Raw genomic sequence first — 12,429 nt, 5'->3', positions numbered from 1 at the left:
TTTATCGCGAATAAGCTGAATGGGACGAGCCACTGATACCTGCTAGTGTATCGCAACGGCGTGCCCTGGCACAAATGGGCGGGCCTTCCAGCAAGGGCACGGAATCACGTATCCGAAGCGGCCGGAGTTTTGTTTCGCCGGAAGGAGCGCAGCGAGTCGACTGCCAGGTAGAGCACCGGGATCAGCCCCAGGAACATCAGGAAGGCGGCTTCTCCATGCGCCATCACTTCAATAATTTCGGCTGTCGATTTCAGCATGATCAGCGAGAGGAACACCATGAAGGCGGCCATGGAGTACGAGAACGGCTTGTGATCGTTCAGTCCGAGCAGATGGGTCAGCCCCTGCACGGCGATGAGCAGGAAGAACCCGATCTTGAAGAAGATGCTCGACAGCCAGAACACGATGAGCAGTGGATCGAGATTCTCAAGGAACGCCCCGGCCCGCAAATACCGGATCAGTTCCAGCGTCGGGTAGGTCAGGCTCATCGTCAGCTGGGGACCGAACAACAGAATGGTGGGAATAAAGTTCGCCAGAATGACACAGCTCGCCGTGATACCCGCCCAGACAAGCGCGCGCATAGTGTTTTTGCCCGGCTTGGCGAGGTAGGGATAGAAGTAGACGAGGTAGGCCAGCTCGCCGATCAGGCCCGCGATTGTTATCGCCCCGTTCCACGTGCCCGGCAAGTCGACATTCGTCACGAACGCGATCAGCATGTCGCGTTCGATCGAGCTCGTAACGAACAAGGGTATCGTTAGCGCCGCGGCGATGCTGAAGAAGAACAGGCCCTGGCCGCTGCGAAAAAACGTGAGGGGCCCGGCCCGAACCGCCTGTGCGACGCAAAGCCCGAACAGAGCGGCTACCGCCCAGTCAGGCGTGCCGGGCAGGTAGATCTGGACGAGAAAGTCGATCAACTGACGCAGGATGAAGGCGGCGGCGAACAGATTGACCAGGACGACGAACAGCATAAGCGGGACATGCACCCATTTGCCCAAAATGTCTCGCCCGTACCGCCAGAACAATTGATTGGGCCGCCGCATGCTGAGCCGGTGAGCGGCGTACGCGAGCAGCAGGCCGAGCAGGCAGCCGAGGATGACGGATACCCAGACCATATACTTGGCTTCCCCGACCAGGGGACTGACGAAGAAGCCGATCGTCGTCGAGAACAAGATTTGCGAGAAAAGCATGTACACCTGAAGATTGGTAATCAGTCGCATGGCGGCCTCCTCTATTTCTCGAAAAACAGCGCCCTCTGAAGGGGAAAGAAGATCCCTTCCATGACCGAGATGACCGTCCACCGATCCTTGAGCAGATAGAGCACCTCCATGCCCAGCAGCATCAGGACCGCCGTACCCAGCACGATAGCGATCGTGCGCCGCTTGCGCTTTTTGCGCCGCATGTACCGCCATTCATGGTAAAGAATCGCTGCGAAAACCAAGAAAACGGCGATCATGATCCCGATTCCTCCTCCTGGTGAAATCGGCGGTTCCATTCCGGCCCCTGCGCCGCTCCGTACCATTTGATCGAGACGTCGAATTCGGAGCGGACTTCCGTCCGTTCGGCAAAATAGTCGCGCCAGTCCGGCTGGAGACCGGCCCACAGCTTGGGGTAGGTCCACTGGATGTGCTGGCTGAATTTGTAGGGCTCCGTTTTGTGCTTTTTGGCCCTCTCTACAGCCTTTGTCAGTTGCTCCTCCAGCTTCGTTTCCAGCGGAAGCTTCAGGCTCGCCAGCTTGGCAGGATCGGTCAAGTCCATATCGGAGTCGGTGGCAAGGACAGTTGCGACGGCGCTGCATCGGATGGCGATGACAAGACGGGTGCCGTCCCATTTCGGCTCAATCTTCGTTTTGCTGTGCCGGACTAGGTAACTGACCATTTTGCCGTCCTCCGGGGACGGGGCCACATACTCCAACTCCTTGAGCTGACCGAGGATCCACATGGCCCCTTTGGACTCCTCTGTGCTCAGGCTGCCGGCCATCCGGCCTTTGCGGAGGAGCATGGAGCCGTTGGTGCTCATCCATTGGGCGGCGCGCTTCTCCTGCGCCGCTCCCTGGTTGCCGAACACCAGTGTAGGAAGCAGCAGATCGCCTCCGCTCAGCATAGCGGTCAGCATATCCTTCACCGTCGCCGTAATGGTAACGTGCTCCTTGACAAAGTTGGCGAGAATGTCGGTGGGAAACCGCTCCGTCGTCACCGGAATGGTGGTAAAGGCTTTGGCGTCTCCTTCTGTGGCATAAAGGCTGGCGTTAATATGCAGCCGCGTCTCCCTCGCCGCAAAGTCCAGGAGCGGCTCGATCCCCTCCTTGGCAAACGCTTGCCCGATGACGATGCTGCGCAGCTGGCCGAACGTGATCCGCCGGGACATGTCGGCTTGTATCCGCCGGTATGCCTCTATTAGGCTATCTCCCGATTTGGTTATGAACGTGAACGGCTGGCCGCCCGACATGTCGCTGCCGCCCGTTCCTTTGCCGGATGTCATGCGGTTGGGGAGCGGGAATCCGAGCGTCAGCTCGAGGCCGTGTTCCCCCTTGTCGATCAGCATGACCCGGGCGAAGGCGCGCCGGTTCAGCTCAACGCCCGACCAGCAGCCGGTGAGAGAAAGCAGCAGGGCCACGGCCAACGTCCCGTGCAGAAGCTTGCGGACGCATGCTCGCATCGGCTCACTCTCCTTCCTCGGAAGGCTTCGCCCAGGCGCGGGCCGCTTTGCTCTGCCGCCCGTGCGCCCCCTCGAAGGAAGGTCTGGTGCGCATCGCCCACCAGGGGGCCCGGCCCAGCGTATCCTTCAGATCGTTCGGCCGGAGAGGGGCCAGCGGCGCCATATACGGGACGCCGAAGGAGCGCAGCTCGAGCATATGGATATAGAGCAGGAGCAGCCCGCAGGCGATGCCGATCAGGCCGAACGCCCCGGCCAGTATCATAATTGGAAAGCGGAGCAGCCGAAAGGCGAGCCCAAGGTCGTAGTGGGGGATGATGAACGAGGCGATCCCGGTCAGAGAGACGATGATGACCATCGCCGCCGATACGATCCCCGCTTCGACCGCCGCCGTTCCGATGATGAGCGCCCCGATGATGGATACCGCCTGGCCGATCGCCTTCGGAATCCGGAGGGACGCCTCCCGCAGCGCCTCGAATGACAGCTCCATGATGAACGCCTCGAGCAGAGCTGGGAAGGGAACGACCTCGCGGGAAGACGCGATGGTGACGAGCAGCCGCTCGGGAATGATATCCGGATGGAACGTCGTGACGGCGACGTAGAAGGAAGGCAGCAGCAGCGAAATTAGGGTGAAGATATACCGGATATACCGGATCCAGCTCGCGGCGACATACCGCTGGTAATAATCCTCGGGGGACTGCAGGAGCGTGAAAATGGTGACGGGAGCGAGAATCGCGATCGGCGTCCCGTCGACCTGAATGACAATGCGGCCTTCCAGCAGGGCGGCGGTGACCAGATCGGGCCGCTCGGTATACTGCAGCTGCGGGAAAGGCGAATAGGGGTTGTCCTCGATCATTTCCTGCAGATAGCTTGTTCCGAGCACGCCGTCGATCTCGATGTCCGCAAGCCGCCTCTTCACCTCGGCCACCAGCTGGTCCTGGCAGATGCCCTGGATGTATGTGATAGCCGTCTGCGTCTGCGTTTGCTTGCCGAACTGCATGAATTCCACCTTGAAGGACGGCGACTTGATCCGCCTGCGCAGCATGGTCAGGTTCGTCTCCAGATCCTCCACGAACGCCTCCCGCGGCCCCCGGATCACGATCTCATTGGGCGCTTCCTCGATGGATCGCTTTGGGAATGACGTGATGGCGAGCGCCAGCATTCTCGGCTCGCCGTCGACGAGCAGCAGCACTTCGCGATTCAAAATCCGGTTGATCGCCTCGTCCTCCCTAAGACACGGATTCTGTTCGGCGACGGGAAGCCGCCGTTCCTCGAACACCTGGCGGAGGAAGTCGCCGGGAGATTGCCCCGGATTCGGTACCGTAAGAACCTCCAGGACGCTGCGCTCCAGCAGCTTGCGGTCGACCATTCCCTTCAAATAGAACAGGGCTCACGCTATGCCCGGACCGGCGGCAAAGGAATGACAGGCAACATCCCCAGAACAGGCGAGCCGGGTCCGGATCGCTTCGACTCTAGCGGCAAGCTCGGCCGGCCCCTCCGTTCCGTTTCTCTCTCCGAGCGTGGCGGAGGGGGCTTCGGACGCCGGCCGTGTCTGTCTCGGACCTCCCGAAGCGACCGGCCGGGCGCGGTCCTGCCCGCCTGCCCGCAGCGACTGTCTAAGCACACGCCCCAGCCAGGATCGGATAGACATAGGTTCCCCTCCCAATCGTTTTGTCTTTTATTCTCCCAACCGGCGCCTTTTGTATGCGTGCGTTGTTCAGAATCGGTTCAGAGGGAGCGGGGAGAGAGCGTTGGAGAATTTCGTAAACCAGTAGAGAAGAAGAGTCTGTCCGCCGATAATGAAAGTAACTGGAACAAGAGAACGACAGCTAGAGCGGCAAAGAGGACGGGAGCTTCTAAAGAGAATGAGCAAAAAATGGATGCAAGCAATCGCGGGAGCGCTGCTGGTGGTGCTGCTCCCGCTCTATTGGGCGGTGCAGGGGCTGCTCGAAAGCCGGCCCTATCCGGAGGCGGTGCAGGGCGTTCTCGATCTGAGCGGATACTCGCTGGAACAAGAGGGGCCAGTGGAGCTGCTGGGCGAATGGGAATTTTACCGGGGGCAGCTGCTGACGCCGGAGCAGTTCGGCCCAGGCCGCTCCGCGGAAGCGGAGGAGCCCAGACTGACCGGCTATGTCGGGATTCCGGGCAAATGGAACGATTACATCTCGGAGGAGCCGGGCCGGCATGCGACCGGATACGGCACCTTCCGGCTTCGGGTGCAGCTGGGGGCGGACAGTGGAGCCGTCTACGGCGTCCATACGAACAACATCCGGACGGCGAACAAGCTGTACCTGAACGGGCAACTGGCCGGACAGAGTGGTACGCCCGGAGCCGGACCCGCCGCCACCGCCGCCAATAACATCCCGTACACGGCGTACGCCGCTTCGGATGGCGATCAGGTCGAGATTCTCGTTCAGATTGCCAATTACAGCTATTCCTCCGGCGGCATGATCTACCCGATTCTGTTCGGGACGACCCAGGATATCGGGAATAGCCGGGAATGGGGCGCGTTCGGCGACCTCGTCTCGGCGGTCGGCTTCGCGCTGCTCGGCGTTTATTTTCTCGTGCTGTACCGTCTACGTCCCGGGGAGAACGCCCTTCTCTATCTCGGGCTGTTCTGCCTGGCCGGGTTCGTCTATACCCTGACCCACGGAGAGAAGCTGATCGGGGAGCTGCTCCCTGGACTCTCCTACGAGGCCGTTCTGCGCACCCAGCTGGTGGCGACCGCATTCGTTTACTTCAGCCTGCTGCATTATGTTGCCGCCTCGCTTCCCACGGTCGTCCATCGCAGAGTCCTCATGCTCTCCAAGACGGTGACCGCTCTCCTCCTCGCCGGCCCCCTGTTCCTGCCGACGCTGGTCTTCGCGAAGTACGAGGTGCCCATCCTGGTCTACTCCCTGCTGGTCGTCTGCTACGTCGGGTATGCCCTCCTGAAGGGGCTGCGGCTAAGCGCGGAGGACACCGGCTACCTGCTGATCAGTGTGGAGAGTATTCTTGTCGTGCTGCTGGACCGGATCCTGAACGTCTTCGGCGTCCTGGATAACCGCTATCTGGCCGCGTACGAGATGCTGATCTTCGTCATCGCTCAGTCGCTGCTGCTAGCGAAACGGCATGCCCGCTCGTTCGTCGAGGTCGAGGACTTGTCCCGCAAGCTGCTGACGCTAGACGGGCTGAAGGACGAGTTCCTGGCCAACACGTCCCACGAGCTGAGGACGCCGCTGCACGGCATCCTGAATATCGCCGAGTCCATGCTCGACGGTGCGGCCGGGCCGGTGACCGCGAAGCAGGCGGGGAATTTGGGCATGATCGTCTCCACCGGCCGCCGGCTCACATTCCTCATCCAGGATCTGCTCGACTTCGCCAAGCTGAAGCACGGCGAGCTGAAGCTCCGGCCGCAGCCGGTAGACGTTGATGCGGCGGTCTATACCGTGCTCGAGGTGATTGAGCATACGACCGGAGGCCGGGACCTCCGCTTCGTCCGGCACATCCCGGACGATCTGCCCGCCGTTCACATGGACGAGGACCGGCTGCGCCAAATCTTGTACAACCTGCTCGGCAACGCCGTGAAGTTCACCCTGCGGGGGGAAATCCGCGTGACGGCCGCCCGCACCGGGGAAATGGTGAAGCTGTCGGTTGCCGATACGGGCATCGGCATTGCAGAGGATCGGCTTCCCGGAATCTTCCAGGCGTTCGACCAGGCAGGCTCTTCCGTCGACCCGAGCTATGGCGGCACGGGCCTCGGCCTCAGCATCACCAAGAAGCTCGTAGAGCTGGGAGGCGGGCGCATCTGGGTGGAATCCAGACTGGGAGAGGGCTCGGTGTTCCACTTCACGCTGCCGGCCGCCTCCGGCCGTTCCGAAGCCGTGTCCGGGAGAGCGGCCGCCATGGAAGCGGCTGCCGGCCTCGAAGGCGCAGCGGCCGGCCCCGCGGCCGATCCGCCGCCTGCCGTAGAAGCCCGGGAGCCGTTCGAGACGGCCGTCCTCATTGTGGACGACGATCCCGTCAACCTGCAGGCGCTGCGCGGCCTCCTGGCCTCGGAGCCATGCGAGGTCATTGCCGTTCACTCCGGTGCGGAAGCGTTGGAGGAGCTGGCGGCCAACCCGCTCGTTGCGCTCGTCATCACCGACTGGATGATGCCGGGCATGTCCGGTCTCGAGTTGAGCCGGGCGATCCGTGAGCGGTTCTCGCTTTCCGACCTGCCGATCCTCATGCTGACGGCACGGAGCCGTCCGGAGGACATCCAGGTTGGCTTTCAGGCGGGCATCAACGATTTTCTCTCCAAGCCGGTCGACGGCCGGGAGCTGCGGGCCCGGGTCCGGACGCTGCTCGAGCTTCAGCGCTCGGTGCGGCAGGCGGTACGCACGGAGATGGCGTTTCTGCAGGCGCAGATCAAGCCGCATTTTCTGTACAACGTGCTGAATACGCTGATCGCCATCTGTCCGTCCGACCCGCAGGCGACGACGCGGCTGCTTATCGAGCTGAGCAAATATTTGCGCGGCAGCTTCGACTTCCAGAACCGCGATCAGCTGATCCCGCTGCATAAGGAGATGGAGCTCGTCGAGTCGTTCCTCGCGCTGGAAAAAGCCCGGTTCGAGGAGAGGCTGCGCGTCGAGATTCAAGTGAAGGCCCCGCCGCAGCTGCTCATTCCGCCGCTTACCATCCAGCCGATCGTCGAGAACGCCGTCCGCCACGGCATCATGCGGAGAGCCTCCGGCGGCCTCATCCGGCTGACGGTAGAGGAGAAGGGCGGGGGCCTCGCGGTGACGGTGGCGGACGACGGCGTCGGCATCGAGCCGCAGAGGCTGCAGGAGCTGCTAGCCGGAAGCAAGAGCGCGGGCGGCGTCGGTCTGCTGAACATCCACCGGCGGCTGATGACGCTGTATGGGGAGGGCCTGCTGCTGGAGAGCGAGCCGGGACGGGGAACCACCGTCCGTTTCAAGGTCAAGAAAGAAAGCCGGCATTAACCGGACGATAGGCAGGCGCTCGGGCGCTAGGGTGGCAGGGTTGGCTGGTCGGAGAAACGGCCAGCAGGGAAGCGGAAGGAGCAGCCGGCGGAGAGTGAGCGGGAAGAGTCGTCCCGCCGTCGTGCGGCCTTCCTTTTTTTTTGATTGACGTGAAACCAAAAGGTTTCCTATAATAAAAAACGAAACCAAAAGGATGCATATCGCAAACCCGATTGCGAAAACTAATCGCGACAACGATTCTAGGAGGGATTCTTTTATGACAGAGACAAAGACGCCGGGGCAGCCGCTGCCGGATATTCGCAAAACGGTGGAGATTCAGGCGCCGATCGCTAAAGTGTGGAACGCCGTCGCCACCTCGGAGGGCCTCGCCGCCTGGTTCATGCCGAACGACTTTGAGCCCGTCGCCGGCTCCACGTTCCACCTCAACGCCGGGCCGTTCGGACATTCGCCGTGCCGCGTGACGGAGCTGGAGCCGCCGCGCCGCCTGTCGTTCGCGTGGGGCAAGGACTGGACGCTGACGTTCGAGCTGGAGGAGATAGAGGAAGGGAAAACGGTCGTCACGCTCATCCACAGCGGCTGGAGTGCCGGCCAGGTGACCGAGTTCGGCCAGCCGCACGAGGATGTGCGCGGCAACATGGACCAAGGCTGGACGGGTCTCGTCCAGAAGCTCGCCAGAACCGTCGAGGGCCGGGAATGAGCGAAGCGTCTCCGAAGCACGACGTCTTCCAGGCGATCGCTGATCCGACGCGCCGCCGGCTGCTCCTGCTGCTGGACGACCGCGAGCTGCCGGTAACCGCGATCAGCGGCCATTTTCCGATCAGCCGGACGGCGGTGTCCAAGCATCTGCGCATTCTGGCCGACGCGGGGCTGGTGACGGAGCGGAAGGTCGGGCGGGAGACGCGCTACCGACTCGACCCCGATCCACTCCTGGAGCTGAAGCGCTGGCTGTCCTACTACGACCGGTACTGGGACAACAAGCTGGCCGCGCTGCAAAGGTTTGTCGAAGCGGACAAGACAGAGGAAGCTCCGCCATCCGGTCCCCGCGCACTTTCGTCCGGTTCCGGCGCCGCCGACGCGCCGCCCGACTCCAGCAATCGTTAATTGTCAGCGCCCCTTCTTTTGTGCTATAAAAAAAAGATGCAGGACAAGCGAGTTCTGTTCGGACCGGCGCTAGGCATTCACGTGAGAAGGAGCTGTAAAGCAGGATGACCATGCAGATGAATACGGAAGACGTCATCAATCTGATCAAGACAAGCAAGAAGAAGACTCCGGTGAAAGTATATGTAAAGGGCGACCTGGACGGAATAGAGTTCGGGGAAGGCGTGCAGACGTTCCTCTCCGGCAAGACAGGCGTCGTCTTCGGCGACTGGGCCGTCATTAAGGAAGCGCTGGAAGCGAACGCCGGCAAGATCGAGGACTACGTGGTCGAGAACGACCGCCGGAACTCGGCAATCGCCCAGCTGGACATTAAGAATATCAACGCGCGGATCGAGCCGGGTGCGATCATCCGCGATATGGTCGGGATCGGCGACAACGCCGTCATCATGATGGGCGCGGTTATCAATATCGGCGTGACGATCGGGGAAGGCACCATGATCGACATGGGCGCCGTGCTCGGCGGCCGCGTGCAGGTCGGCAAGATGTGCCACGTGGGCGCAGGAGCCGTTCTGGCGGGCGTCATCGAGCCGCCGTCCGCTCAGCCGGTCATCGTGGAAGACGATGTGCTGATCGGCGCGAATGCCGTCGTGCTCGAAGGTGTGCGCATCGGCAAAGATGCGGTAGTCGCCGCGGGCGCGGTCGTCGTCGAGGATGTGCCCGCGAACACGGTCGTAGCCGGAACGCCGGCACGCGTCATCAAGCAAGTGGACGACAAGACGAAGTCGAAGACGGAAATTTTGAAAGACCTGCGGACTCTGTAAGAGGCCGTCAGGCGGGAGGACAGGCCCGGCAGCCATTGCCGGGCTTTTTGGCGAAGGCGGCGCGAGCCTCCTCCGCCGGTAGGTTCTATTAAGGAGCCCGTCCCCGGAGAACGGGAGAGGGTTAGGGGGAGTCCATACGATGAGCAACGAAGCCACGCTTCATCCGCTGATTCGCATCCGCCGGGATCTGCATCAGATTCCCGAGCCGGGCTTTCAGGAAGTCAAAACCCAGCGGTACCTGCTGGACTATCTCGCGACGCTGCCGCAGGAGCGGCTGGAGATCCGCACCTGGCGGACGGGGATCCTCGTCCGGATCAAGGGAACCGATTCCCGCCGCCGCTTCGGCTACCGGGCCGACATGGACGGGCTGCCGATTTCGGAGGAGACGAGCTATTCGTTCCCATCTACGCATCCCGGCTACATGCATGCCTGCGGCCACGATTTGCACATGACGATCGGGCTCGGCATCGTGACGGAGATCGTGCGGGAGCCGATCCGCGACGATCTGATCGTGCTGTTCCAGCCTGCGGAGGAAGGCCCGGGCGGCGCCGAGCCGATGCTGGCGAGCGAGGAGCTCGCGGACTGGATGCCGGATCAGATGGTCTCGCTTCACATCGCGCCGGAATACCCGGTTGGCACGATCGCGACGAAGCACGGCATCTTGTTCGCCAACACGTCGGAGCTGTTCATCGACCTGACGGGCAAGGGTGGCCACGCGGCCTATCCGCACCGATCGAACGACATGGTGGTCGCCGCCTGCCAGCTGGTCGGCCAGCTGCAGACGATCCTCTCGCGCAACATCGATCCGCTCGACCCCGCGGTCATTACGATCGGCAAGATTACGGGCGGCACCAAGCAGAACATCATCGCCGAGAAGGCCCGGCTGGAGGGAACGATCCGCACGCTGTCCGCGGAGACGATGAAGCTCATCAAGAGCCGGATCGAAGCGCTCGTTGCGGGCATCGAGACGGGCTTTGCCTGCCAAGCCGAGATCGATTACGGCTCGACCTACATGCAGGTATTCAACGAAGCTGCCGTCACCCGGGAATTCATGGACTGGCTGGGGCAGCGGGATGATGTGCAGCTCCTTGAGTGCACGGAAGCGATGACCGGCGAGGACTTCGGGTATTTCCTCGAGCGGATTCCCGGCTTCATGTTCTGGCTCGGCGTCGATACGCCGTACGGGCTTCACCACGCGAAGCTCGAGCCGGACGAAGGAGCGATCGACGTCGCCGTGCGCGTCGTCACCGATTATTTCAAATGGAAGGCGCAATAGACCGCCTGCTCGGCTGAACGGCCGGCAGCCTGGCGGCAGCGCCCCCGAACGAGCAAAGCTCCCTGTCTGCATAGGAATGCGGACAGGGAGCTTTGTTGTTGGTGGGAAACGAGGGATCGGCGGGCGGGACTAGCCGCTGCGCCGGAACAGTCTAGAGGGTGCGGAGGAACGCCTCGAGCCGGTCGAGTCCCCGCTCCAGCACGTGCTGGGCGTACGCGTAGGAAATCCGGATATAGCCTTCCCCGTACACGGAGAAGGCATCTCCCGGGACGACGGCGACGCGCTGCTCGTCCAGCAGCCGCATCGCAAAGTCCATGGACGGGAGACCGAACTGCTCGATGGACGGGAACAGGTAAAAGGCGCCTTCCGGCTTCTCAAGCGGCATGCCCATCGCGGTCAGCCGGTCGAAGACGTAGTCCCGCCGTTGGCGATACGCCTCGCGCATCAGAACGGCGTCGTCGATGCCGGCCGTCAATGCCTCGAGCGCCGCGTACTGGCTGATCGAGCTGGCGCAGGTGACGTTGTACTGATGCACCTTCACCATATGGCGGGTGATGGCCGCGGGCGCGAACGTAAAGCCGATCCGCCAGCCGGTCATCGAATGCGATTTGGACAGGCCGTTGATCACAATCGTCTTCTCCCGCATGCCGGGCAGAGCGGCGATCGAAGTGTGTACACCCTCGTACAGCAGCTCGCTGTAGATTTCGTCGGAGAGGACGAACAGCTCCCGGCTCTCCAGCAGCCGGGCGATGTCCGCTAGCTCCCCGGGCGATAGCACCCGTCCCGTCGGATTGGACGGGTAGCCGAGAATAACCGCTTTGGTCCGCTCGGTCAAATGGGGGGCGATCCGTTCGGCGGTCAGCTTGAAGCCGCTCGGGCGCGTGTCCACGTAGACGGGAACGCCTCCGGCCAGCCGGATGAGCGGCTCGTAGCCCGGATAGATCGGGCCGGGCAGAATTACCTCGTCGCCCGGCTTCACGATCGTGCGGAGGGCGATGTCCAGCGCTTGGCTGGCCCCGTTCGTGACGATGATCTCATCGGCACTCGCGTAGGAGAGCCCATACTTGGCCTTGACGAAGGCGGATGCCGCCTCGCGCAGCTCGGGCAGGCCGGGATTCGGCGTATAGACCGTCTTGCCGGCGTCGACCGCCCGGTGGGCGGCCTCGAGGATATGCTGCGGCGTCGGAAAGTCCGGCTGCCCGATCGTCAGGGAGAGGGCGTCGGGGTACTGCGCCACGAGGTTGGCAATTTTGCGGATGCCGCTGATTTGGATGTCCTGCACGCGTTCGTTGATTAAATGCTCCATGGCTTGCTTCATCCTTCGTCTGATGGAATCGGAGATGCCGACCGGAGGGCCGGCTCCTTCCGGCGGACCCCACTCGCAGGGGCCCGGTTCGATCTTTTCATTATAGTCCCATGCCGGGGAGCCGACAACAACAAGCCTGGCGGGGCAAGGGAGTCCGCCCGCATTTTGGGGATGAGCAGTCGGGCCTCCTGTCCTGGTAGAGCGACACTTTTTGGCTGGAAGGCTCATCTCCTGGTTCCGAGCAGCAATACTCTGGATGAGATCGAGCTGGAAAGGTATAAGTCAACGTAGGTATTACTTGGTAATACTCAATGT

Annotated in this window: 11 protein-coding genes; 5 read left to right on the top strand and 6 right to left on the bottom strand. The window is 62.2% G+C overall.

Annotated elements, in window-relative coordinates; genetic code table 11:
* Positions 1-104 precede the first annotated feature (104 nt).
* From KJS47_RS18385 to KJS47_RS24135, 5 genes are read right to left on the bottom strand one after another with little or no spacing between them, the layout of a single operon-like run.
* Positions 105-1,214 (bottom strand): GerAB/ArcD/ProY family transporter, encoded by a 1,110-nt coding sequence (locus KJS47_RS18385; protein WP_213526528.1) that lies wholly within the window; start codon positions 1,212-1,214, stop codon positions 105-107.
* A gap of 11 nt (positions 1,215-1,225) precedes the next feature.
* Entirely contained in the window at positions 1,226-1,450 is a 225-nt protein-coding gene (locus KJS47_RS18380; protein ID WP_213526527.1) for a hypothetical protein, read from the bottom strand.
* Entirely contained in the window at positions 1,447-2,652 is a 1,206-nt protein-coding gene (locus KJS47_RS18375; RefSeq protein ID WP_213526526.1) for a Ger(x)C family spore germination protein, read from the bottom strand. Before KJS47_RS18375 ends, KJS47_RS18380 begins: the two co-directional genes overlap by 4 nt.
* A gap of 4 nt (positions 2,653-2,656) precedes the next feature.
* The gene (locus KJS47_RS18370; protein WP_249716542.1) at positions 2,657-4,018 is read right to left on the bottom strand and encodes a spore germination protein; all 1,362 of its coding nucleotides are present in this window, start codon (positions 4,016-4,018) and stop codon (positions 2,657-2,659) included.
* A 21-nt stretch (positions 4,019-4,039) separates the two neighbouring features.
* On the bottom strand, positions 4,040-4,300 hold the full coding sequence (locus tag KJS47_RS24135; RefSeq protein WP_249716531.1) for a hypothetical protein: 261 nt from the start codon (positions 4,298-4,300) through the stop codon (positions 4,040-4,042).
* Positions 4,301-4,514: 214 nt separating this feature from the next.
* Here KJS47_RS24135 and KJS47_RS18365 point away from each other — a divergent pair, with 214 nt between their 5' ends.
* The 5 genes from KJS47_RS18365 to KJS47_RS18345 all read left to right on the top strand — a co-directional run bounded on the left by KJS47_RS18365 (position 4,515) and on the right by KJS47_RS18345 (position 10,808).
* Positions 4,515-7,613 carry an ATP-binding protein gene (locus tag KJS47_RS18365; protein ID WP_213526525.1) on the top strand — a complete coding sequence of 1,033 codons (3,099 nt, stop codon included), beginning with the start codon at positions 4,515-4,517 and terminating at the stop codon, positions 7,611-7,613.
* 256 nt (positions 7,614-7,869) lie between these two features.
* Entirely contained in the window at positions 7,870-8,310 is a 441-nt protein-coding gene (locus KJS47_RS18360; RefSeq protein WP_213526524.1) for an SRPBCC family protein, read from the top strand.
* Positions 8,307-8,714 (top strand): ArsR/SmtB family transcription factor, encoded by a 408-nt coding sequence (locus KJS47_RS18355; RefSeq protein WP_213526523.1) that lies wholly within the window; start codon positions 8,307-8,309, stop codon positions 8,712-8,714. Before KJS47_RS18360 ends, KJS47_RS18355 begins: the two co-directional genes overlap by 4 nt.
* A 104-nt stretch (positions 8,715-8,818) precedes the next feature.
* The gene (gene dapD / locus KJS47_RS18350) at positions 8,819-9,532 is read left to right on the top strand and encodes a 2,3,4,5-tetrahydropyridine-2,6-dicarboxylate N-acetyltransferase (RefSeq protein ID WP_374707047.1); all 714 of its coding nucleotides are present in this window, start codon (positions 8,819-8,821) and stop codon (positions 9,530-9,532) included.
* Between the two features lie 139 nt (positions 9,533-9,671).
* On the top strand, positions 9,672-10,808 hold the full coding sequence (locus tag KJS47_RS18345; protein WP_213526522.1) for an N-acetyldiaminopimelate deacetylase: 1,137 nt from the start codon (positions 9,672-9,674) through the stop codon (positions 10,806-10,808).
* A 151-nt stretch (positions 10,809-10,959) separates the two neighbouring features.
* On the opposite strand, the gene KJS47_RS18340 is transcribed toward KJS47_RS18345, so the two are convergent.
* The gene (locus KJS47_RS18340; protein ID WP_213526521.1) at positions 10,960-12,114 is read right to left on the bottom strand and encodes an aminotransferase A; all 1,155 of its coding nucleotides are present in this window, start codon (positions 12,112-12,114) and stop codon (positions 10,960-10,962) included.
* Between the last annotated feature and the right edge of the window lie 315 nt (positions 12,115-12,429).

Source organism: Paenibacillus sp. J31TS4, assembly GCF_018403265.1.
GTDB lineage: Bacteria > Bacillota > Bacilli > Paenibacillales > NBRC-103111 > J31TS4.
Note: the sequence above shows the minus strand (reverse complement) of the source record. Positions and strands in the feature narration are given on the sequence as shown.